Source organism: Halorubellus salinus (assembly GCF_020567525.1).
GTDB lineage: Archaea > Halobacteriota > Halobacteria > Halobacteriales > Natrialbaceae > Halorubellus > Halorubellus salinus.
In genome coordinates, this window is the sequence record NZ_JAJCVI010000005.1 from 1 (window position 1) to 23,310 (window position 23,310).

General features: G+C 64.2%; 19 protein-coding genes and 2 pseudogenes. 16 read left to right on the forward strand and 5 right to left on the reverse strand.

Annotation, left to right across the window (positions count from 1 at the left end; translation table 11 throughout):
* Nucleotides 1-926: 926 nt before the first annotated feature.
* Nucleotides 927-1,730 (reverse strand): hypothetical protein, encoded by an 804-nt coding sequence (locus LI336_RS14215; protein WP_227133804.1) that lies wholly within the window; start codon nt 1,728-1,730, stop codon nt 927-929.
* Nucleotides 1,731-2,120: 390 nt separating this feature from the next.
* Between LI336_RS14215 and LI336_RS14220 the strand changes: the two genes are divergently transcribed.
* The 3 genes and pseudogenes from LI336_RS14220 (at nt 2,121) to LI336_RS14230 (ending at nt 4,441) form a co-directional block, all read left to right on the forward strand.
* Entirely contained in the window at nt 2,121-2,387 is a 267-nt protein-coding gene (locus tag LI336_RS14220) for a hypothetical protein (RefSeq protein ID WP_227133805.1), read from the forward strand.
* A 135-nt stretch (nt 2,388-2,522) separates the two neighbouring features.
* Nucleotides 2,523-2,663: pseudogene (locus LI336_RS14225) on the forward strand (4-demethylwyosine synthase TYW1); the annotation flags it as partial.
* A gap of 590 nt (nt 2,664-3,253) precedes the next feature.
* A complete protein-coding gene (locus LI336_RS14230) occupies nt 3,254-4,441 on the forward strand; it encodes a tyrosine-type recombinase/integrase (RefSeq protein ID WP_227133806.1) in 1,188 nt (395 codons plus the stop codon).
* 388 nt (nt 4,442-4,829) lie between these two features.
* On the opposite strand, the gene LI336_RS14235 is transcribed toward LI336_RS14230, so the two are convergent.
* Entirely contained in the window at nt 4,830-5,348 is a 519-nt protein-coding gene (locus tag LI336_RS14235; RefSeq protein ID WP_227133807.1) for a hypothetical protein, read from the reverse strand.
* A 628-nt stretch (nt 5,349-5,976) separates the two neighbouring features.
* On the opposite strand from LI336_RS14235, the gene twy1 reads away from it, so the two are divergent.
* Nucleotides 5,977-7,005: a 4-demethylwyosine synthase TYW1 gene (gene twy1 / locus LI336_RS14240; protein WP_368408387.1), complete on the forward strand. Its 1,029-nt coding sequence runs from the start codon at nt 5,977-5,979 to the stop codon at nt 7,003-7,005.
* Between the two features lie 17 nt (nt 7,006-7,022).
* On the opposite strand, the gene LI336_RS14245 is transcribed toward twy1, so the two are convergent.
* Nucleotides 7,023-8,408 carry a hemolysin family protein gene (locus LI336_RS14245; protein ID WP_227133808.1) on the reverse strand — a complete coding sequence of 462 codons (1,386 nt, stop codon included), beginning with the start codon at nt 8,406-8,408 and terminating at the stop codon, nt 7,023-7,025.
* A gap of 207 nt (nt 8,409-8,615) precedes the next feature.
* Nucleotides 8,616-11,672, reverse strand: a complete 3,057-nt coding sequence (locus LI336_RS14250) for a PAS domain S-box protein (protein ID WP_227133809.1) — start codon at nt 11,670-11,672, stop codon at nt 8,616-8,618.
* A gap of 250 nt (nt 11,673-11,922) precedes the next feature.
* Here LI336_RS14250 and LI336_RS14255 point away from each other — a divergent pair, with 250 nt between their 5' ends.
* The 5 genes and pseudogenes from LI336_RS14255 to LI336_RS20560 form a co-directional block, all read left to right on the forward strand.
* Nucleotides 11,923-12,627: a DUF120 domain-containing protein gene (locus LI336_RS14255; RefSeq protein WP_227133810.1), complete on the forward strand. Its 705-nt coding sequence runs from the start codon at nt 11,923-11,925 to the stop codon at nt 12,625-12,627.
* The gene (ribB, locus tag LI336_RS14260) at nt 12,624-13,400 is read left to right on the forward strand and encodes a 3,4-dihydroxy-2-butanone-4-phosphate synthase (RefSeq protein ID WP_227133811.1); all 777 of its coding nucleotides are present in this window, start codon (nt 12,624-12,626) and stop codon (nt 13,398-13,400) included. Before LI336_RS14255 ends, ribB begins: the two co-directional genes overlap by 4 nt.
* Nucleotides 13,401-13,485: 85 nt before the next feature.
* Nucleotides 13,486-14,427, forward strand: a complete 942-nt coding sequence (locus tag LI336_RS14265; protein ID WP_227133812.1) for a branched-chain amino acid transaminase — start codon at nt 13,486-13,488, stop codon at nt 14,425-14,427.
* Between the two features lie 193 nt (nt 14,428-14,620).
* The gene (locus LI336_RS14270) at nt 14,621-15,208 is read left to right on the forward strand and encodes a hypothetical protein (RefSeq protein ID WP_227133813.1); all 588 of its coding nucleotides are present in this window, start codon (nt 14,621-14,623) and stop codon (nt 15,206-15,208) included.
* Nucleotides 15,209-15,247: 39 nt separating this feature from the next.
* Nucleotides 15,248-15,370, forward strand: a pseudogene (locus LI336_RS20560) (archaellin/type IV pilin N-terminal domain-containing protein); the annotation flags it as partial.
* Nucleotides 15,371-15,804: 434 nt separating this feature from the next.
* Here the strand turns inward: LI336_RS20560 and LI336_RS14280 are convergent.
* A complete protein-coding gene (locus tag LI336_RS14280) occupies nt 15,805-16,479 on the reverse strand; it encodes a methyltransferase domain-containing protein (RefSeq protein WP_227133814.1) in 675 nt (224 codons plus the stop codon).
* 154 nt (nt 16,480-16,633) lie between these two features.
* On the opposite strand from LI336_RS14280, the gene ahaH reads away from it, so the two are divergent.
* From ahaH to LI336_RS14315, 7 genes are all read left to right on the forward strand, one after another.
* Nucleotides 16,634-16,966 (forward strand): ATP synthase archaeal subunit H, encoded by a 333-nt coding sequence (gene ahaH / locus LI336_RS14285; RefSeq protein WP_227133815.1) that lies wholly within the window; start codon nt 16,634-16,636, stop codon nt 16,964-16,966.
* Complete coding sequence (locus LI336_RS14290; protein ID WP_227133816.1) at nt 16,953-19,088, forward strand: V-type ATP synthase subunit I; 2,136 nt, start codon at nt 16,953-16,955, stop codon at nt 19,086-19,088. The genes ahaH and LI336_RS14290 overlap by 14 nt, the downstream gene beginning before the upstream one ends.
* Before the next feature lie 194 nt (nt 19,089-19,282).
* Nucleotides 19,283-19,561 (forward strand): ATP synthase subunit C-like protein, encoded by a 279-nt coding sequence (locus tag LI336_RS14295; RefSeq protein WP_227133817.1) that lies wholly within the window; start codon nt 19,283-19,285, stop codon nt 19,559-19,561.
* A 22-nt stretch (nt 19,562-19,583) separates the two neighbouring features.
* Nucleotides 19,584-20,171, forward strand: a complete 588-nt coding sequence (locus LI336_RS14300) for a V-type ATP synthase subunit E (RefSeq protein WP_227133818.1) — start codon at nt 19,584-19,586, stop codon at nt 20,169-20,171.
* Nucleotides 20,168-21,223 (forward strand): V-type ATP synthase subunit C, encoded by a 1,056-nt coding sequence (locus LI336_RS14305; RefSeq protein ID WP_227133819.1) that lies wholly within the window; start codon nt 20,168-20,170, stop codon nt 21,221-21,223. The genes LI336_RS14300 and LI336_RS14305 overlap by 4 nt, the downstream gene beginning before the upstream one ends.
* Nucleotides 21,220-21,540, forward strand: coding sequence for a V-type ATP synthase subunit F (locus LI336_RS14310; RefSeq protein WP_227133820.1), 321 nt, complete (start codon nt 21,220-21,222; stop codon nt 21,538-21,540). The genes LI336_RS14305 and LI336_RS14310 overlap by 4 nt, the downstream gene beginning before the upstream one ends.
* Nucleotide 21,541: 1 nt before the next feature.
* Entirely contained in the window at nt 21,542-23,308 is a 1,767-nt protein-coding gene (locus tag LI336_RS14315) for an ATP synthase subunit A (RefSeq protein ID WP_227133821.1), read from the forward strand.
* Nucleotides 23,309-23,310 lie beyond the last annotated feature (2 nt).

The following is a 23,310-nucleotide window of genomic DNA, read 5'->3' on the forward strand; positions in this document are numbered from 1 at the left end:
CCGAGTTTTAAACGCAACGACTGAGGCGTGGAATATCCGGAATTGCCATCGAATATGGTTAGTGGAGGAGCTGTCGGCTGTATCCCCGCCCTGAAGGGCGGGGTTTTAGCCTTGTAACTTCCATAACCGGCAGGACGGTCGCGCTGGGAAAGAGCGAGGCTCTCGCGAGTCCAGAGACGCTCGTCCAGCGTTCATAATCGCCCGTATCGTCCGCAAGGAGACCTCTATCAGCAGTCTGGATGGGAACTAGGAACGAATCGGAGTGGGATCGATCCCGTGGGCGGTCGTCTGAAACTCCAGGCAGGAACCTCCAAGGCACCATCTCGGAGTTCGACCACGGCGACGGACAACAACGAATCCAGAATCCAGCGACCCGAAACCACTAGACGAGAACCGATTATGAAGACGCAACCGAAGACAACAATCAAAATCCCCCAACGCGCACGCACATACCGAACCCCCACAGAAGACCCCTTCACCCCCGAAATCTCAAACACCACCCCCGAGAGACCACCCGAATCGAACCCACCCTAGTTCCCCGCCGACCGACGTACCGATCCTCTCTTGCGGACGTTCCGGGCGGTTATGACTTTCTGAGGCGAGTGGAGATCGGAGTATGTTGGCCATAGACGCTTCTTGACGGGTGAATTCGATTGTGGACAAACTAGGCCGAATGGTCGGAAGAGGAGTGAGACTGAACCGGTTTCCAGCGATTCCTCGTCCAGTACGCAGAAACGGGTGTCGAAGCCTCGGCGAATTGCTGCGACAGAGACGGGGCCGCTCTACCGCGGCCGGTTCGACGACGACTCGATCAGCGGCAGTTCCGTCGGGTCCGATCCAGCCGCTGCATGCAGCTAGCGGGTCCCCGATTGGCGGCCATCGCAGGCGGGCACTCGTTCGGGTAGTCAGTGGCTGCGTTCGCCGCGTCACACGAGCGACCGCACACGTCGCCGTAGAGATGCACGACGGAGTGCGTACTCGACGACGGCCACGGCGAGGAGAATGCCGAGGAAGACGAACCAGGCCCCGAAGTAGAAGGCATGCGGGTCGTCGACACTGGCCGTGAACTCGGCTCGGACGTCATTCAGGACGAAGACCGACAACAGGGCTGCGGGTGCGACGAACTGATGCCGGACGAGCAGGTACATCGGGACCGCAGCGAGCACCCACATCCCGAGCGCGCTGACCGTGTACAGGAGCCATTCGACGCCTCCGGACGCGGTCACTCCAAGCCGCGCGGCGAACCACACCATGACGATGGCGTGAAGCACGCCGGCAGCGGTGGCGACCATGACCGCCGTCCGTCGTGAGGCCGGAACCGGTATCCTGGTCCGGTCGGAGGGTGTCGTAGGCAGCCACCCCCACGCCCATCGGGCCGTGTATTCGACGAGTCCAAGGAAGAGGAACCCGACCGTCCAGACCGACGCGTTGAGCATGTATCGGACGATGTACAGGCCATTCTCGACGACGATGATTCCGGTCGGTTCGTCGAGTCGTTCGAGTTCGGCGACGTCCCGGAACGTCGGTCCCGGCGGGGTAAGTTCCATCCCCAGGACGTAGCCGCTCGTGAGCACGAGCGCGAGAAGTGGTGTGAGGATGCGATACCGCAAGGCCACCCACGCTGGGAGTGCTGCGACGAAGACGAGGCCACCATAACGCCAGCTCAGACCGAGCAGCGAGTACTCGGAGGGTCCGACCGAATACCCGAGTTGGAGTGCGACGGCGAGCATCGCGACGGCGTGAACAAGTCCGACGAGCAAGCTGATGACCGCATCTCGTCTGGAGGGCATACGCCCCACGTTGCATCCCACTCGCTTCTGTGTTGTCCTACTCTCGGAGGGCGACGAACACAGGTGGGCGACGCCATGGATGCTGCAGTGCCTGTCAGAACGCCTCAAGGTCGGTCAGGAACGGCGTGACAGAGACGAATGCATGACTTCACGTCGTCGGGTGGGGTTGCTGGTTCTAGTGTCAGGTCCGACAGGTATGCCTGGTAAGGAGTGCGTCGACAGATTCGGGCGAGTACACCGGCGAGATTGTGGCTCGAATCGATGCACGCCCTGGTGATTGGGACCACGCTTTCCCATAGAGGTTTGTGTGTCCCCTCCGATGTGTCGTGTATGGCGCTTGACGATAACAATCACGCGGTCCTGCACGACGTCGTGGAGATGGACGAGGTAGCGGATACGGAGTACGTGGATTCGCCGATAGAGGGGGAGCCGTCGCGGTTGTACGTGTTGTTCGAGTCGGACGTGGACGTGTTGTCGGCGGATTTCCAGCAGTGGATGGTGGACGTGGGGGTGGCGGCGATGAACGTCGGGTTCGAGTCGGACGCGGTCCTCGACCAGTTGTTCGTGGAACTCCAGGACGTGGAGGAACTGGCCTAAGCACGCATAGGGCGCGCTCCAGCGCGCCGTTTCTGCGGGGCGGCGGGTTTCGTGCTGGACCGAGGTGACTGTGCGGTGCGAGTGCGTCGAGCGGACACCGCGTGTTTTTCACTGCTGGACGCGCTCGGGGGTGGTATGAGCGACAGCGAGGACGCCGAGGGCGGGCCGATGCAGGTGTCGGACCCGAACTATCATAACGTGAATCACACGGCCGCGCAGACGTGTGGGTGGACGAAGAACGCGCTGGAGGGCGAGGGGAAGTGCTACGGGTTCATCATCAGCTGCGAGTATGATATCGCGCACCTCGATGCCGCGTACGAACTGAACTGATCCACTGCCCATAGTTCAAAGATACAAAGGGTTTCCTCGAAATGCATTTCACACCATCCTCAAGCACCCAGACGCATGCGCTGGGTAGAGCTTGGGGGTGACCAGGTGGGCGAAGCGGCGTCGTATAGGTTCTGACCCCTGCCGACCCTCTTCGAAGATGACGAGGGGAACACCAGGGAGAGCAGACCACGCGGACGGCCGACTGTTTGGCAAGGTGACACTGCTCCTCGTTCGCGAGAGAGGACGACCAACTATGGTGAGTCGTACTGCTACACTGTGTGCCGGTCCGCGAGCGCAACGTGCGATTGGTGCATATGAGCAACAATCGCCCAGGCGGTTCGCGCCTCGAAATTGGGAGCGTCGAACGCACGAGGACGGACGAGTTGTCGTAGGAGCCACTTCTTAAGTACTATCAAGAGCAGATTTATCGGCGCCTACAGTGGTGAGGCGCCCAGGCAGAACCGGGGGTTCTCCGTCGACAGCTCAACACACCGAATGAGGTATAGAAGCGCTTTCATAACCAACTGGCTCCCGTGATGACCGGAGCCAAAGGCGACAATTGGACTGAGATTACGATGGCTCAAGGCCCAGTGAAGAAACTCAATAGTGAACGAACGAGAATCAGACAGTACGGCGAAGACGGAACTCTCCCTGAGGAAACGACTGACGCTTTGCCCGAATGGGCGTCGGCGCTTCATCCTCGCGAATCAGAGTTCGAGTACATCACACCCAGTGGTGAACCAGATACATTTGCGATAGCGACTGTCGAATCGTATCTCCGTGAGATGCGAAAGGTCGCACAACGAGTCTCGCCAGATCTCCTCCAACTGGATGCTGAACAATTCAATCAGGCCATGGATGGGATTCACGCCGGGTTGAATCCAAACATCAAGGAGGGTGGTCTAGCAAGAGCGACCGTCATCGTGACGCAATCTGCCGGGCGGTCGTTCTTCTGGTACTGGGGAATCGCACACCCCGACGAAATTACCGTGTATGGCAACTCCAGTGGCGCAGCATATGACGAGGAGAATTTATTCTCACGTCAGGATATTCAGGCACTCAGGACACAGGTCGAAGGTGCTCGGAATCGAGCATTGCTCGAACTCCTCTTGAACACCGGACAACGTATCAGCGCAATCCAGGGTCTTCGAATCAAGGATATCAATCCCGGAGACGGTATTCTGACATTGAACACGAACCGTGATGGGCTGAAGGGAGCAGCAGACCGGGATCGTCGACGTCCGCTTTTCGGCGCGAGACCATACCTGAAAAAGTGGCTGGACGTCCATCCTCTCCGCGACAATCCTGACGCATTCCTGTTCGTTGGTGACCCTGACCATCACTTCACGAATCTCGACCAGCCGCTGTGTCAGGGTACAATTCGTAGAATGCTCGAGGTAACAGCCGATCGAGCGAACGTCGGGAAGCCCGTGAACCCACATAACTTCCGCCATTACTGGACGACAATCATGAAACAGGACTACGGGCTAAACGACGAGGAAATCAAGTTCTTGCTGGGGCACCGTCGAGAAGGAAACGGCGTCAATCGAGTCTGCAATCACTCTGACACAGACGCTCTCTGGAGAAACTTAGAAGCCAAAACAAGAACGACTGTCGAATCGCTTCCGAAGCCTCTAACACCCGACTCTTGTGGCTCGTGCGATGAACCACTCGAATCACACTGGATATGCTGCCCCCGCTGCGGAACTACATACGCACCATAACGGACTTGCGCCGTGTTGAACCCCTCAATCGTGGATAGATTCCAGCAGTTCTGCTGAATCTACAGCGCGAATCGTCCCTGAGAAATCTCCGCGGCTTCGATCGTCCGAAGCGGTAGATACAGGGGGTGTGCTTCGTAGTGGAGTCCTATGCAGCTTCCGTATCTGTGGGCCCTGTGTCTCTATTCCTTGTCATAGGTCCATCTAAACGATGCAGTGAAATCTGGCGACTCAGGTGGCGGTATATTCGGCAGGACGTCTAGCGGAGATGGAGCATACATCATGGGAGTGAGCAATCATTGTTTCACTTACCGGGGTGATGGGGGCAATACTGCCGAAGCAATTGAACGATATCTCCCAGGATACTTCCGGTAAAGAACACAGAATTCTCTCAGTTCTCTCTCGTAGTTCCAAAAACGTGCTTTCCCTCGGCTCTATAAACATAGACAGGGAATATATATTCATCCATGTTCCCGTCATACTTGATTGTTACTTCGACAGTCCTTGGAACTTCCTGAATGAGAGATTGTAGGTCGATGGACGGCTCTTCGACAACATCTCCTTCATCGTTAACTTTCTCTAAATACACTACCCGAAGATCTCTACGCATAGAAGTTTCCCAAGGCGCAGCTTCAACCCAAACATCGTTTCGCTGGGAAATTGCAGGTGAAAACACATTCCCGGCCGCATTAATAGCCGCATCGTGTGCTTCTTGCTCTGCCCAATGCTCATACGGGCCAAAATCGTACTCGATGACTTCTCCCCCGGATCGCTTTGCAGGGTAGCGGATTGTGTCATTACTCGGGAAATATTCAAAGTCCCCTTCAAGTTCGGTGATTGCCAACTCCTTTGGAGCACCCTTCGCACGCGTGTCTTCCCCGACTTCGAGTGGACCGCTACCTCCAGGCATTGCTTGAAAAGAGCTCAAACAACCGGTAAGACCAATTAACGCAGAGGTTGCAATCGATAATATATCCCGGCGTCGTACCATATTCCACAAATTATCGATATCCGCTGAAACCCTTTTTGGTACCTCATAAGGTCATTGCAACTAATGGAATGAACGTCAGGCGATAATTGTCTGAATTAATCATACTGTCGTGTGACCTTTAAGACGTCTGCTACCATCTCGTATTCAATAGCCCACAATCCCGAGGGGTGTCAATTCCAGAAGGAATCAAACATCGGCATTCGGCACCTTAGGTGTACACGTCTCTGATTCAACCTGAGACCTATACGTTCGCACGCCTACCTAACAGCAGTTTCATCAGATGAGATGTCTAACGAATAGGATTTCAACAGAGCCGCTTCGGTATGTTCGCACGCCTACTGAACAGGAGATCCAAATCGGCGTCTGTACATGGAGCCTGTTGATGTTTTCGAGCTAGTCTCTTGATTCAGCACAGTAAGATTGTCAGGTTGAAAGTGTTTAAACAACGCATGGACTCCGAGAGCGTCATCTGCCGAATCGGACTCGTTCGACGGTGAGGTGAAAAGAGAGGGAAGAACGTTTTAGCCTTGCCACCCATTTCTCGCCAATGACCGGATCGGATACCGTCGAGGAATCCTCGACGGGCAAGCAGAACGAGGAGGGTTCTGATGGGGGGCCGATGCAGGTAGATGACCCAAACTACCACAGCGTGAACCATACAGCGGCGCAGACGTGCGGCTGGACTGCCAATGCTCTCAAGGGCGACGGTCGTTGTTATAAATACGCATTCTATGGGATAGAGTCCCATCGGTGCATGCAGATGACGCCGGTGGTGAAGTGCAACGAGCGCTGCGTGTTCTGTTGGCGCGATCACGCGGGGCACGCGTACGAGTTAGGGGACGTGGAGTGGGACGACCCGGCGGCGGTCGCGGATGCGACGGTGGAGCTCCAGCGGAGGCTCCTGTCGGGGTACGGCGGGAACGAGAACGTGCCGCGTGAGGTGTTCGAGCAGGCGATGGAGCCGCGGCACGTCGCGATCAGTCTGGATGGCGAGCCGACGCTGTACCCGTATCTGCCGGAGCTCATCGACGAGTTCCACGAGCGGTCGATTACGACGTTCCTCGTGAGCAACGGGACGAAACCCGAGGTGCTGGAGCGCTGTGACCCGACGCAGCTCTACGTGAGCGTGGACGCGCCCGAGCGGGCGACGTTCGACTCGACGGTGAAGGCCGTGGACGACGACGCGTGGGAGCGCCTCGTCGACACGATGGACGTCCTCGCCGAGAAGGACGAGACGCGGACGGTGCTTCGGACGACGCTCGTGAACGGCGAGAACATGCATAGCCCGGACTGGTACGCGGCGTTCTATCGGCGTGCGAAGCCGGACTTCGTGGAGCTGAAGGCGTACATGCACGTCGGGCACTCCAGAGGACGCCTCGACCGTGATGCGATGCCGGACCACGAGGACGTGCTCGCGTTCGCCGAGGACGTCAAGGAACACATGCCCGAGCACGAGCACCTCGCGGACGTCCCGCAGTCCAGGGTCGCACTGCTCGCGCGGGACTCGGATACGTGGGTGCCGAAGCTCCGGAAGGACAGCGAGTTCTGGACCGAGGACCCGCTCGCGGACGCCTGACCGCGGTCTCCGTTCGGTCAGTCGCGTCCTTCGACGTCGCCGGGCGGCACGTCGTCGACCACGTCGTCCGGGTCGCGGTCGACGGTCACGCGGACCTTCTGGATGCGGGTGTTCTCGACGCCTTCCGCGCGGAGCGTCACGTTCTCGTACTCGAACGCCTCGCCTTGCTCGACGAGCCGACCCGCGCGGTTGAACAGGAAGCCCGCGATGGTCTCGAACTCCTCGCCCTCCGGCAGGACGATATCGAGCGCCTCGTTGACCGCTTCGATGTTCACCGACCCGTTCGCCAGGATGGTGTCGTCGTCGACGAACTCGATGGGGTGGTCCTCGTCGCCGACGAGTATCTCCCCGACGATCTCCTCGGTCATGTCCTCCATCGTGATGATGCCCTCGGTGGCGCCGAACTCGTCGATGACGATGACCATGTGCATGCGGTTCTCGCGCATCTCCGAGAGGAGGTCGTCGACGTTCTTGGACTCGGGGACGTGCAGCGTCGGCTCGACGACGGCGCCGACGTCGAGGTCGGCGAAGTCGTCGTTCGAGGCGTCCAGCTCGCGGACGTCGAAGACGCCGACGACGTTGTCGAGCGAGCCCTCGTACGCCGGCAGGCGGGCGTGCCCCGAGCGGATGCAGTGGTCGATCGCGTCCTCGACGGACGCGTCGGTGGAGATGCCCGCCACGTCGAGGCGAGGCGTCATCACCTCCTTGGCGGTCGCGTCGGTGAACCGGAGGGTGCGTTGGAGCATCTCGCGTTCCTCCTCCTCGAGGATGCCCTCGCGTTCGCCCGTCTTGATCATGTTCCGTATCTCCTCGCGGGTGACGTACGTCGACTCGATGGACGCGTTCCCGCCGGTGACCTTGTTCACGAGCGTCGTCAGGTAGTAGAACAGGGTGATGAGTGGCCACAGTACCTTCTCGACGACCGTCAGTCCGCGCGCGACGCGTCGTGCGTGCAGTTCGGTGTTCTCGACGGCGTAGGACTTCGGGGCGCTTTCACCGAATATCAGGACCATCGACGTGATGCCGAACGAGGAGACGAGGACTGCCGCGCCCGGGTCGAAGTAGAAGCCAACGATGGTGGTCGATATCGAGGACATCGTGATGTTGACCATGTTGTTCCCGACGAGGATTGTGACGAGCAACCGGTGCGGGTCCTCTTTGAGAGTCTGGACGGCTCGGGCTCCGCGCTTGCCCTGTTCGACCATCGCGTCGATCTGATGAGCTGGCAGGGAGAACAGCGCGATCTCGGACGACGAGAAGAACCCCGAGCCCATGAGGAGCAGGACGATGAGGAAGCCGCCGACGATCGTGAGGCCCGTCTGGTCGAGTTCGAGACCGACGAACGGGACGGTGTACTGTGAGGTGCTGGCCACGGCCGGTACTGCGAGCATGGATGTCCCCATCAGTAAGCCGTTTCCAGCGTGGAATGGTAATTCTTGCGTACGAAAGCGGACGTTCCGGGACCGCAACCCAGATACTATCTCGGATGAGTGAGCGAGCGATGTTCGTTCTCGTATAGAAATGGACGTTCGTAAACTTCTCGTGGGTTCCCGTCGTTCGGTGTCGCGCTTGGACGGGGCAGTCGCGTTCGGGAACCGGACGTCCGCCGGTCAGTCCTCGGTTGCCGCGGACTCGTCCGACTCCGCGGCGAGCGCGGCCTGGGCGTCGGTCGGGGCGCGCGGGACGACGGCGACGACGGTGCTCGCGTCGTTCTCGAACCGGAGGTCGCCGTCGAACGCGTTCAGGAGCCACGTCGCGATCCAGAGCCCGAGGCCGCTGCCGTGTTCGAGCTGGGTGATGTCGCGGTCGCCACTGACGAGTGCCCGCTCGAACTCCGGGATGCCGGGGCCGTCGTCGTCGACACGTATCTCCACGGTCGTGTCCGTGGTGGTGACGGAGACGGTGACCTCGCCGCCGCCGTGCTCGAACGCGTTCTCGACGAGGTTCTTGACGACGATCTCGAGGCGATGGTCGGCGACCACGGTCGCCGAGTCGGCGTCGAACGTGACGTTGCGGTCGGGGTGGTCGTTCGTCGCGTCCGCGATCCCGTTCTGGACGTGCGTGACGACGTCGACGAGTGCCGGCTCGGGCGTCTCCTCGAGCGCGCGTTCGAGTTCGCGGGCCTTGTCGCTGAGGCTGACGACCTCGTCGACGGCGTCGCGGATGCGGTCGGCGAGGTCGTGGTCGTCGTATTCGACGGCGAGTTCGTCGACGTACCCGGAGACGAGCGTCATCTCCGTGCGGAGGTTGTGCCGGAGGATGGTGTTGAGGACCTGAAGGCGGCGTTCGCGCTCGTGCTGGGACGTGATGTCCGTGTAGATGCCGTACCCGCGGTGGACGTCGCCGTCGAGGTAGGAGATGCCGCGGAAGAGGAAGTGTCGCATGCCTTGACTGGTCTGGCGGACGACCTCGCTGGAGACGACGGTCGGTTCGTCGGGGGCGGCGTCGGTCGTGCTCCGGTCGAGCGACCGGGCTTCGGCGCGCCGGTCCTCGGGGACGATGTAGTCGTTGATGCGCTCGCCGACGAGTTCGCGCTCGTCGTACCCGAAGACGTCCTCGAACGCGGGGTTGACGCGTTCGACGACCGGTTCGCCGTCGACGAACCGGTTCTCGACGACCGGGTCGGGGAGCGACTCGAACAGCTGGCGGAACCGCGCGTTCTCGCTCTCGAGGCGAGCGCGCGTCTCGGTGAGGTCGCTGATGTCGTGGACGACGCCGACGATGTCCCCGCCGTGCATGCCGGGGAGGACGCTGACGTCGACCTCTATCGGGACGGGGCCGTCGACGCCGACGAGCTCGAACTGGAACGTGGCGTCTTCGTCCTCGCCGTCCAGCAGGGTGTCGATGGCGGCGTCGAGAGTTGCGACGTCCGCGTCGACGAACTCGCTCGCGTGCACGCCGACGAGGCCGGTGCGGGGTTGACCGATGGCGTCGGCGAGCGGGCCGGTGGCGTACTCGATGACGCCCGTCTCGTCGAGGACGAACACCATGTCCTGGACGTTCTCGAGGACGGACTCGTAGCGTTCGAGCGCGCGCTGGCGGGTCGCGAGGTCGAGTGCCGCGGCGGCGTTCGCGGCGAGGATCTGCGCGAGCCGCTGGTCGCTCTCGGCGATGTCGGTCTCGTCGTAGCGCGTCGCGACGGTGAGGACGCCGTGGGAGTCGATGGGGTAGTACTGCGCGCTCGTCAACGGCCCGTGGACGTCGGGGAGGTACGCTTCGCCCTCGACAACCTCGTTGCGTTCGAACGCTCGACCGGCTCGGCTCTCGCCGACGTCGTACGTCGGGCGGTCCGGGGCGTCGCGGTCGATGGCGTCGCTCGTCGCGGTCGGTGGGAGGGTGTTCGCGTCGGGGTCGTGGAGGCGGACGACGACGTACTGGTAGCCGAGGATGTCGTGGGTCGCGTCGACGACCCGCTGGGCGATGTCCTCGCGCTCGGTCTCGCCGTAGAGGTCGCGGACGGCGTCGAGGAGGTCGGTGAGTTGCGTCTCGTATCGCTTCCGGTCGGTGACGTCCTGGAAGAGCACGGAGAGGCCGTCGGGCGAGGGGTACGCGGACACCTCGAGCCAGGCGTCGAGCGGTTCGAAGTGCTCCTCGAAGACGACGGGAGTCTGTTCGGTCATCGCGCGCTCGTAGCGGTCGCGGAACTGGTCGGCCTGCTCGCTGGGGTACTCGCTCCAGATGCGTTCGTCGACGAGGGCGTCCGGGTCGCGTCCGAGGAGTTCGCCGGCGCGCTCGTTGACGTACGTGAACCGCCAGTTCTCGTCGAGCGCGAAGAACCCGTCGTCGATGCGTTCCAGTAGCGCCTCGTAGCGGTCGTTGGCGGCCTCGATGGCGCGGCGATGCTGGTCGCGCTCGAGTTCGTGTTCGAACAGTTCGACGGCGAACTCGACGAACGTGCGGTCGGCGTCGTCGAACTCGCGGTCGCGGGCGGCGTCGCCGGCGAAGCAGAGGCTGCCGTAGACCTCGCCGTCGGGTTCGACGAGTCCCCCGACGTAACAGCCGAGTTCGAACGCCTCGTAGGGGTTCGAGGCGGGGAGCTGTTCCCTGGCGTCGTCCATCGCGAGGTAGCCACCGTCGGTATCGGCGGTGTACTGGCAGTACGAGTCGGCCATGGGGGCGCTGTTTCCGGTCTGGAGGGCCTCGTGGTCGCCGATGGCCACGGCGATGTGCTGTTCGTCGGCGTCGAACCTCGTGAGGAAGCCGTAGGGAAGGTCGAGGCGGTCACAGCCGACCTCGAGGAGGCGGCGCGCGGTCTCGTCGGCGTCGTCCACCGGGTCGGTGACGGCGTCGTGGAGTCGCCGGTACCAGCTCTGGTCGGCGGTCGGGTATCGGTCGAGGTGCGCCGCGATGCGCGAGGCGAGGTCGTCGTCGTGCGTGCAGTAGCCGGTGGCGCCGCGTGCGCTGGCGGCGGCGGCGAACTCGCCGTCTGGGTCGGGCGTCCGCGCGAGGACGGCGGCGTCGGTGGCGTCGGCGACGGTTTCGAGCACGTCGAGGCGCCAGTCGTCGCTGGTGGCGTCGTGGACGACTCCGTCCACGTCGATGCGGTCGAGGACGTCGAGTGCGGTCGCCGCGTCGACCGCGTGGTGAACGTCGTACAGTGTGCTCTCGAGGGCCGCGTCGTGCTCGTTCGTCGTCACGTGGAGGACGGTCGCTGTCGTCGATTGCAACGGTCTGTTTCCCCCGACTCAGGCGGCGTGGTCGGTGCCTGCGCCGTTGAGCCTACTCAGGCGGCGACCACAATAAACGCTCTTGCCTGACGTCGTTGAACGGACCGACGCGTTTAAGCGCCCGTCGAACAAACTTCCAACTCGAGTCTCGTTCCTGCCGCCGCGTCACGCCCCCGGAACAAGCTATAACAGATTCGAGACGCATACCGTATTCGTTATGCTTATCCGGGGTGGGTTCGAACCAACTCGTATGCAAGAGACCACGTCCGACGTCGGGCACGACGAGGTCGCCGTCGCCAAACGCCTCGCGATGGACGGCGCCCTCACCGGCGAGGTCAAGACGACCTGCACGACCCTCGCCGAGCAGCTCGACGCCTCCACGCAGACCGCCTCCCGACGCCTGCAGCGCCTCGAGACGGCGGGCTGGGTGACCCGCGAGACCGTCAACGACGGCCAGTGGGTCGCACTCACCGACGCGGGCGAACGCGGCCTCCGCGGCGAGTACGAGGACTACCGCAGCATCTTCGAGGGCCACACCACCGTCGAGCTCGAGGGGCGGGTCACCAGCGGGATGGGCGAAGGCCGCCACTACATCACCCTCCCCGGATACATGGCGCAGTTCGCCGAGCGCCTCGGCTACGAACCGTTCCCCGGGACGCTGAACGTCGACCTCACCGACGCGAGCGTCCGCCGGCGCCGCGCTCTCGACGCGATGGACCCCGTGCCCATCGACGGCTGGGAGGACGACGACCGCACGTACGGCCCCGCGGTCTGCTATCCGGCGACCGTCGAGACCGCCGACGGCGACGTCCACGAGACCGTCCACACCATCGCGCCCGAACGCACCCATCACGACGACGACCAGCTCGAACTCATCGCGCCCGAGAAGCTCCGGGACGTCCTCGACCTGGCGGACGACGACGACGTCATCGTCACCGTGGAGGGCACGCAATGACCCACACCGACCACGCAACACCGGCCACCGACGACGCCGGCGACGACGCGACCGCGACCGACGGCAGCGGGACCGGTGCCGCCGACGACGCGGCCGCCACCGACGAGAGTCGACGCGACGCGGTGGACGCTGCCATCGCCGCGTTCGCGCGCGGCGACCCGGTCTGCATCCACGACGCCGCCGACCGCGAGGGCGAGACCGACATCGTCTACCCCGCCAGCGGCGTCGACGCCGCCGCCGTCCGCCGGATGCGCAACGACGCCGGCGGTCTCGTCTGCGTCGCGCTCGCCGACGACGTCGCCGCCGCGTACGACCTCCCGTTCGCGCAGGACGTCATCGACCACGACCTCGCCGCCGACCACGACCTCGCGTACGACGAACGCTCGTCGTTCTCCCTCACCGTGAACCACGTCGACACCTTCACCGGTATCACGGACGACGACCGCGCGCTCACCATCGCGCGCCTCGCCGATGCCGCCGGCGACGCCCGCGCCGGCGACGCCGCCGCGTTCGACTTCGCCGGCGAGTTCCGCGCCCCCGGCCACGTCCACCTGCTGCGCGCCGCCCCCGACCTCACCGCCCAACGCGAGGGCCACACCGAGCTCGCGCTCGAACTCGCCGACGCCGCCGGCGTCGCCCCCGCCGCCGTCGTCTGCGAGATGCTCGACGACGCGACCGGCGGCGCCACCAGCCCCACCGACGCTCGCGCGTACGCCGACCGCGAAGGCATTCCCTACGTCGAAGGCAGCGACCTCGTCGCCGCGCTCCGCTGACCGACCCGGAGACGGCCGGCGTCGGATACTTTTGCGCGAACCGAAACCGGGTACACTCTTATCCTAGGCACTCAATTCGTCGACTATGGCTGGCTTCGACGAGATGGACGTCGACACGATCTGGATGGACGGCGAGTACGTGGACTGGGACGACGCGCAGATCCACGTCCTCACGCACGGCCTCCACTACGGGAGCGGCGTCTTCGAAGGCGCACGCTGTTACGATACCGAGAACGGCCCGGCGCTCTTCCGCTGGGAGGAGCACGTCGACCGGCTCTACGAGTCCTGCAAGCCGTACGACATGGAGATCGACCACGAGCCCGAGGAGATCACGGAGGCGACGAAGACGCTCATCCGCGAACAGGACCTCCGGTCGTGTTACGTTCGCCCGATCTCGTTCTACGGTTACAAGAGCCTCGGCGTGTCGCCCGGCGACTGCCCGACGCGCACCGCGATCGCGTGCTGGCCGTGGGGGACGTACCTCGGCGAGGACGCGCTCGAGAACGGCATCGAAGTGATGGTGTCGTCGTGGCGCAAGCACGCGTCGAGCCAGATTCCGACGAACGCGAAGACCACCGGCCTCTACGTGAACTCGATGCTGGCCGGCGAGGAGGCCCGCCGGAACGGCTATCCCGAAGCGATCGTCCTGAACAAGGAGGGGAACGTCGCGGAGGGCCCCGGCGAGAACCTCTTCATGGTGAACGACGGCGAGATATACACGCCCGGCCTCTCGGAGAGCATCCTCGACGGCATCACGCGCGACACCGTCATCACGCTCGCCGAGGAACGCGGCTACGAGGTCCACGACACGGTCTCGATCTCTCGCGGCGAACTCAACACCGCCGACGAACTGTTCTTCACCGGCTCCGCCGCGGAGGTCACGCCCATCCGCAAGGTCGACAACGTCACCATCGGGAACGGCACCCGTGGACCCGTCACCGAGGAACTCCAGCAGGCGTACTTCGACCTCGTCGAAGGCCGTACGGACGACCACGAGGAGTGGTTCACGTACGTCGACATGGAGTAACTGACTCCACGAGCGTACGGCGGCCTCCAAGCCGCCGTTTCTTGCGGCACTGACTGACTCCACGACCGTACGGCGGCCTCCAGGCCGCTGTTTCGGGCGGTTGACCGGTTTCGTGGTGTGGGGGCGACGCGGGAGGCGGTTGTTTTCGCGTCGTATCAGGCGGTTTTTTGTTGCGTGAGTGGTGTGTGCGGGTATGGATGGTCGTCGTCTCGCGGTTGTGCTCGTCCTGGTGAGCTTGCCGTTGTTCGGGTTCGCGCTGACCGTGCAGCCGGCGGACGAGCGCGTGCATCGGACGTCGGTCCGGCAGGGTCAGCCGGGCGTCGACGGGCCGACGCCGTACTTCGACGGTGTCGCGGACGCACGAGCGCAGAACTTCACGGTCCGGTACTACGAGAACCTCACCGAGCGCGGGCAGGCGCTCTACGTGAACGCCCTCGAGAACGACGGGACGTACGCGGTACCCGTCGGCGAAGGTGCTTCGGACTACGCGTACCCGACCGACGCCGAGTTACCCGATGAGGACGCCGCGGCGTTGCGCGCGTCGACCGTCGTCGTCGTCCGCCCGGCGAACGCCTCGCTGCCGCCCGCCGACGAGGGGAGCCCGGACGTGCGACTCGACGTGATGCAGACCCAGACCGCGAACCCGCCGCTCGGTTCGAGCGCGTACCTCCCGAACTACCTCGCCGCGCTCGCCGGCGTCGTCGCGCTCGGCGTCGCCGGCCACCGTTACCGCCAGGAGACCCTCGCCGAACCCGACGTGTCCGTCGGCGGGCCGTTCTAGCCGCGAAGACTCTTGTAGGAGGCCGCGGCGAGGGTCGGCGTGCCTCCTAGCCCGCCGCCCAGCGCTCGCGACGCGCCGCCGCCCGCGAGCGACCGCGCGGTCAGTCCCGCGGTCGGCGTCGTGCTCGTCGTCGCGCTGACGGTCGTCCTCGCGAGCGGCGTCGCCGTCGCGTTCGCGGTCGGCGTCGCCCCCCACGAGCCCGCGCCGAGTGCGCGCGTCAGCCTCAGCGTCGACGCCGCCAGCGACGAACTCGTCCTCGAACACCGCGGCGGTGACGCGCTCCACGTCGCCGACCTCCGCGTCGTCGTGACCATCGACGGACGACGGCTCGCGCACCAGCCGCCAGTGCCGTTCTTCGCCGCCACCGGGTTCGAGCCCGGGCCGACCGGGCCGTTCAACCGCGGGTACGACGGCGCCTGGACCGCCGGCACGACCGCGTCCGTCGCGCTCGCGGGCACGAACGACCCCGAGATAGCGCCCGGCGACCGCGTCGTCGTCGCTATCTACGCCGACGACGCGCTCGTCGCGCGCGCCAGCGCCACCGCTCCCAGCGTCGCGCGAACGAAGAGAACGAGCACGGTCGACCCCGACGTCGGTCAGGCGTCCGCCTCGACCTCGGACGTCGCCGTCGCGTCGACGTCAGCGTCCTCGTCGCCGGGGACGCGCGCGACCGTCGTGATGGCGATGTCCGGGTCGTACGACGGGCCCATCAGCCGATGCGTGACGTCCTCGAAGCCGGCGTCGTGGAACATCCGGTCGGCCTCGTCCTCGTCGTAGAACAGCATGATGGCGTCAGCGAGCTTCTGGAACACGCTCGACTTCGGGTAGTTCGGGCCGACGACGAGTACCTGCCCGCCGGGCTTGCAGACGCGGCGGAACTCCCGGAGCGTCTCCACGGGGTTCGGCCAGTACTCGATGGAGCCACTCGACCACACCACGTCGAACGCGTCGTCCTCGAACGGCAGCCGCTCCGCGTCACCGAGATGGAAGCGCACGTCCCCGTGCTTCCCGAACTTCGCGTACGCCTTCTCCAACTGGTGCGGACTCTGGTCGAGGCCGACGACCTCGTCGACGACCTCCAGCAGGCCCTCCGTCGCGAACCCCGTCCCGCACCCGACGTCCAGCACGCGGTCGTCGCGTTCGATGTCCAGCATCCCGATCGCTTCCGTCCGCATCTCCTCGTTCCAGATGAACGGGTTGATCGTGTCGTACACCTTCGAGAGGTACTTGTAGAACAACCGCGCTCGTGCTTTGTCTTCGAGGACTCCCATTGCTCGCGCTTCGTGCGGCGCGACCAAAGTATTGCTGATTCCGGCCACAGCGCGACCGTGGAAGTCCCCGCGAGACGACCGCTACGCCGGAATCCCACGACTGCCTTTCGCAACTACCAAATAGGCGCTGTTGTAACTCTCGAACGTTCATACCATGCCGAGGCCAGAGGTTCTCGAACGCATCAAGACGGCCGAAGGAGAGGCCGACGACATCATCGCGGAGGCCGAGGCCGACCGCGAGGAACGGATCTCCGACGCCCGCGAACGTGCCGAAGACATCCGGCAGGAGGCCGAAGAAGAGGCGCGAGCGCTCGAGGCAGACCGCCTCGAGGACGCCCGCGAAGAGATAGAGACCGAGCGCGACCGCATCCTCGAGGACGGCGAGGAAGAACGCGAGCGCCTCCGGTCTCGCGCCGAGGGCAGAGTCGACGACGTCGTCGACTTCGTCCTCGAGCGCTTCACGGAGGAGGTACATGCTCAGACCTGAGCGGATGAGTAAGGTCTCGGTGACGGGGTCCAAGGCGGTGATGGACGACGTCATCGAGGCAGTACACGAACTGAACCTCGTCCACCTCAGCGACTACGACGGTTCCTGGGAGGGCTTCGACAACGGCGACCCGGTCGAGGGCGCCGAGGAGGCCTCCGAGAAGCTCGTGACGGTTCGGTCGCTCGAGAACATCCTCGAGGTCGACGCCGCGGACGCCGGCCCGAGTCGCATCGTCACCGAGGACGCGCTCGAGGAGGAACTCGAGGAGGTCCGCCAGGAGGCGAACCGTCTCGACGACCGCCGCGACGAGCTCGAGGACGAGCTCCGCGACGTCGAGGAGCGGATCGATTCGATGGCGCCGTTCGCGACGCTCGGGACGCCCCTGCATCTCCTCTCCGGCTACGACAGTCTCGAGGTTCGCGTCGGCGAAGGTGACGCCGACGGCGTCCGCGAGGCGCTCCGTGGTGCCGCGGTCGTCCGCGAGTTCGAGGTCGAGGAGGCCGACGGCGTCGTCGCCGTCTACGTCTACCCCGAGTCGAACGCGCGCGAGGACTTCCTCGACGACCTCCTCGTCGGCGTCGACTTCACCACCCTCGACATCCCCGAGGACGCCGAAGGGAACCCCTCGGAGTACATCGAGGAGCTCCGCCATCGCAAGCAGCGTCTCGAGTCGAAGCTGAACACGGTCGAGGACGAGCTCGACGACCTCCGTCTGGAGGTCGCGAGCTTCCTGCTCGCCGCCGAGGAACGCCTGAGTATCGACGTGCAGCGCTCGGAGGCGCCACTGCAGTTCGCGACGACGGAGAACGCGTTCATCGCCGAGGGCTGGATTCCGACCGACCGCGTGGACTCGCTGCGCGCGACGGTCGGTGACGCCGTCGGCGACCGCGCGGACGTCGAGGAGCTCGAACGTGCGGACTACAACCAGCACGGCGAGCCCGAGCACACCGAGGCCGTCACGGACGGCGGCAGTACGGTGTCGATGGACGAGCAGCCACCGACGGTGATGGAGAACGACTCGCTCTCGAAGCCGTTCGAGCCGCTGACGAAGATGGTCGGCATCCCGAAGTACTCCGAGATCGACCCGACGATGATCATCATGCTGACGTTCCCGTTCTTCTACGGGTTCATGATCGGGGACCTCGGGTACGGTATCCTCTACGCCGCTGCCGGCTACGGTATCTACAGCAAGTTCGACGCGGAGATCATCAAGGGCATCGGCGCTATCGCGATGTTCGCGGGCGGCTTCACGATGCTGTTCGGCGTGCTGTACGGCGAGATATTCGGGATGCACGTCCTCGGCGAGGTCCTGTTCGGTGGGAAGCCGCCGCTGCACAAGGGCCTCCAGCCGGCGTTCGGCTACTACGCACGGTCGTTCCTCGTGCTGAGCCTCGTCGCCGGCATCGTCCACATGACCATCGGGTTCTGGTTCGGGTTCTGGAACGACCGGAGTCACGGGCTCGTGGACGCGTTCACGCACAACCTCGCGTGGTGGTTCCTGATGATCGGCGTCTGGGGTTGGATATTCAGTGACGTCGCGCTCGACCAGAAGCGGGACATCCTGTTCGCGCCACTGGCGGAGGCACACATCATCTCGTCGGCCAACGGCCTGCCGGAGGTCGTCGGCTGGGGGAGCCTCTTCGTGTTCGGGTTCATCGGCCTGGCCGGCATCCTCTACGGTGAGTACCAGGAGTACGGCTTCATCGGGCTCATCATCGGTGGACTGGAGACGCCGAACGCGCTCGTGAACGTCCTCTCGTACATCCGGATGGCGGGCGTCCTCCTGGCGAAGGCCGGGATGGCGCTCGTCGTCAACCTCCTGTTCTGGGGGGCCTACGAGTACGAGGGCGAGATTCACTACATGACGAGCTACGGTCCCGAGGGTGTCGAGCACGGTGAGATCCTGTTCGGTGGCCTCGTCCACGGCGGCGTCGCGTTCGCCGTCCTGGGCGTCCTCATCTTCGTCGTCGGGCACCTGCTCGTCCTCATCCTCGGCGTGACGAGCGCGGGCCTGCAGGGCGTGCGTCTCGAGTTCGTCGAGTTCTTCAACAAGTTCTACGAGGGCGGCGGTCGCGTGTTCGAACCGTTCGGGTACGAACGCAAGCACACGACAGAGGACTGACCGCTCACCTCGCGTTCTTCCGGTTCGAACGACACGTACTTGTGCCTCAGCGAGGTCAGACCGAAAACGTCTTTATATTTCCCCCCTGTGTTTCACGGTTATACGTCCGGTACCGGCCGATTTCTTTGGGAAGTTTTATGGGTGCGCTGTGGCCAGTACGACCTGTCTGGTAGACACGGAGGACTACGCAAACTATGATGGAACTCGCAGAACACGTACTCAATCTCGGTGTTGCACTGCAGAACGAAGGGTCGCAGACGGCCACATCCGGCCCCGCCATTGAAAAGCCCGCCGCTGCCGCGATCGGCATCGGTCTCGCCGCGCTCGGCTCCGGATACGCGGAGCGTGGGATCGGCGCAGCCGCGATCGGCGCGCTCGCCGAGGACTCGATCTCGACAGGTATCGCAATCCTGATGACGGTCCTGCCCGAGACGCTCGTCATCCTGGCGCTCGTCCCGCTGTTCGTCGGGTAACTAACCGCTTCGTTTTCCCACAATGAGTCTGGATACAGTCGTTGAGGACATCCGGGACGAAGCCCGCGCGCGTGCGGAAGAGATACGAGCCGACGGTGAAGCGGAAGCCGACGAGATCGTCGAGCAGGCCGAGGCGGACGCCGAGGAGACGATCGAGGAGGCAGAGCGCGCGGCGGAACGGACGGTCGAACAGGAGCGAGAACAGAAGCTCTCCAGCGCGAAGCTCGAGGCGAAGCAGATGCGTCTCGAAGCGCGCCGCGACGTCCTCGAGGACGTCCGCGAACGCGTCGAGGACGCGCTCGCGTCGATGGAGGGCGACCGCCGCGAGGAGCTCACGACCGCGCTGCTCGACGCTGCGAGCGTCGAGTTCGAGAGCGAGGAGAGCGTGAGCGTGTACGGTCGCGAGGACGACCAGGACCTGCTCGCCGACGTGGTCGCGGACTACGACGGCTACGAGGTCGCTGGCGTCCACGACTGCCTCGGTGGCGTCGTCGTCGAAGCCGACGAGAGTCGGGTTCGCGTGAACAACACGTTCGACTCCCTCCTGGCGGACGTCTGGGAGGACAACCTCAGAGACATCAGTAACCGGTTGTTCGACGAGGAAGAATGAGCAGCGCACAGGGAGCCAATCCGGAGTACGTGAACGCGCGCATCCGGGCCCGCCGTGCGAAGCTGTTCGACGACGAGGACTACCGGAAGCTCGTCCGGATGGGACCGAGCGAGATCTCCCGGTACATGGAGGAGTCCGAGTACGAGGCGGAGATGAACGCGCTCGGGTCGCGTCACAGTGGCGTGGACCTCATCGAGTACTCGCTGAACCGGAACCTCGCGGAGAACTTCGAGGACATCCTCGATTGGGCTGGCGGTGGTCTCTACGAGCAGATCGCGTCGTATCTGCGGAAGTTCGACGCGTGGAACGTCAAGACGGTGCTCCGTGGCGTGTACTCGGGTGCGTCCCGCGACGAGGTCGCGTCCGACCTCATTCGAGCGGGCGAGTTCGACGACCGCTTCCTGGAGCGCTTGCTGGACGCGCAGTCCATCGAGGGCGTCGTCGAGTTGCTCGACGGCACGATCTTCGAGCGCGGGATGGAGGCGGCGTTCCCCGAGTACGAGGAGACGGACGTCCTCGTGCCGCTCGAGAACGCCGCTGACCGCGCGTTCTACGAGAACCTCATCGCGGAGCTCGGCGACTACGAGCCCGACAGTGCACTCGCGCTGTACGCAGGGTTCCTGAAGGCCGAGATCGACTTCCGGAACGCGCGGAACGCGCTCCGGCTCGCGCGAAGTGGCGCGGACCTCGACCCCGCGGAGTACTACATCGCGGGCGGTGACCTGTTCTCGGAAGGACAGCTGTCGTCGCTCGTGTCGAGTACGAGCGAGCTCGTCTCCGTCATCCGGGACAGCGAGTACGGTGACGAGCTCGGGCAGGCGCTCGCGGAACTCGAGGACGCGGATAGCCTCATCGGGTTCGAGCGTGCGCTGGACGCGGCACTCCAGGAGTACGCCGACCACCTGAGTCACGTGCACCCGCTCTCGGTCACGCCCGTGCTCTCGTACATCATCGCGAAGGAGCGCGAGGTCAACAACATCCGTGCCATCGCGCGCGGTCGAGAGGCCGGGTTGAGCGAGGACGAGATCGAGAAGGAGCTGGTCACGATATGAGTCAGGAGATCGCGGTCGTCGGCAGTCCGGACTTCACCACTGGCTTCAGGCTCGCTGGCGTCCGGAAGTTCTACAACGTGGAGTCCGAGGACGCCGACGAGTTGGACGACGCCGTTCGCGAGGTCGCTCGCGACGAGGACGTCGGTATCGTCGTGATGCACGACGACGACGTCGCGGAGCTGTCCCGGGAGCCGCGGAGTATCGTGGATACGAGTATCGAACCGACGTTCGTGACGCTCGGCGGTGGTGCGGGCTCGGGCGGGCTGCGCGAGCAGATCAAGCGAGCGATCGGTATCGACCTGATGGACGAGGACTAATATGAGTCAAGCAACAGACACTGACGTCCGCGAGGACGGCCAGATCGAGAGCGTGAGTGGTCCGGTCGTGACCGCCACGGACCTCGGTGCCCGGATGAACGACGTCGTCTACGTGGGCGACGAGGGACTGATGGGCGAGGTCATCGAGATCGAAGGGAACCTGTACACGATTCAGGTGTACGAGGAGACGTCTGCGGTCGCACCGGGCGAGCCCGTCGAGAACACGGGCGAGCCGTTGAGCGTCGACCTCGGGCCGGGGATGCTGGACACCATCTACGACGGTGTGCAGCGTCCGCTGGACGTGCTCGAGGAGAAGATGAACTCGGCGTTCCTCGACCGTGGTGTGGACGCGCCGGGTATCGACCTGGAGAAGACCTGGGAGTTCGAGCCGACCGTCGAGGAAGGCGACGAGGTCGAGCCGGGTGACGTGATCGGGGTCGTCGACGAGACGGTCACGATCGAGCACAAGGTCATGGTCCCGCCGGATTACGAGGGTGGCGAGGTCGTCGCCATCGAGGCGGGGAACTTCACGGTCGAGGAGCCGGTTGCGGAGCTTTCCTCGGGCGAGGAGGTTCAGATGCGTCAGGAGTGGCCGGTTCGTGAGGCGCGGCCGGCTGGTGACAAGCAGACGCCGACGACGCCGCTCGTCTCGGGGCAGCGTATCCTGGACGGCTTGTTCCCGCTCGCGAAGGGTGGGACGGCGGCGATCCCGGGGCCGTTCGGGTCCGGGAAGACGGTCACCCAGCAGAGTCTGGCGAAGTTCTCTGACGCGGACATCGTCGTGTACATCGGGTGCGGTGAGCGTGGGAACGAGATGACGGAGGTCATCGACGACTTCCCGGAGCTCCCGGACCCGCAGACGGGGAACGCGCTCATGGCGCGTACCTGCCTCATCGCGAACACGTCGAACATGCCGGTCGCGGCGCGCGAGTCCTGCGTGTACACGGGTATCACCATCGCGGAGTTCTACCGCGACATGGGGTACGACGTGGCGCTGATGGCGGACTCGACGTCGCGGTGGGCGGAGGCGATGCGCGAGATCTCCTCGCGTCTCGAGGAGATGCCCGGCGAGGAGGGCTATCCGGCCTACCTCGCGGCGCGCCTCAGCCAGTTCTACGAGCGTGCAGGGTACTTCGAGACGATCAACGGCATGGAGGGCTCCATCTCGGTCATCGGCGCGGTGTCGCCGCCGGGTGGGGACTTCTCCGAGCCGGTCACGCAGAACACGCTCCGTATCGTGAAGACGTTCTGGGCGCTGGACGCCGACCTCGCGGAACGGCGTCACTTCCCGGCTATCAACTGGGACGAGTCGTACTCGCTGTACAAGGACCAGCTCGACCCGTGGTACCGCGACAACGTCGCGGAGGACTTCCCGGAGATCCGCCAGTGGGCGGTCGACATCCTCGACGAGGAGGGTGAACTCCAGGAGATCGTGCAGCTCGTCGGGAAGGACGCCCTGCCCGAGGACCAGCGCCTGATCCTGGAGGTCGCGAAGTACCTCCGCGAGGCGTGGCTCCAGCAGAACGCGTTCATCGAGGTGGACCAGTACTGTCCGCCCGAGAAGACGTACCGCATCCTCCAGGCGATCAAGCACTTCAACGACGAGGCCTCCGAGGCGCTCGAGGCGGGCGTGCCGGTCGAGGAGATCCAGAACGTGGATGCGGCACCGAAGCTGAACCGTATCGCGTCGACCGAGGACGACGAGGTCCCCGAGTTCGTGGACGACCTCGAGGAGTCCCTGTCGAACCAGCTGCGTGAACTCTACTGATC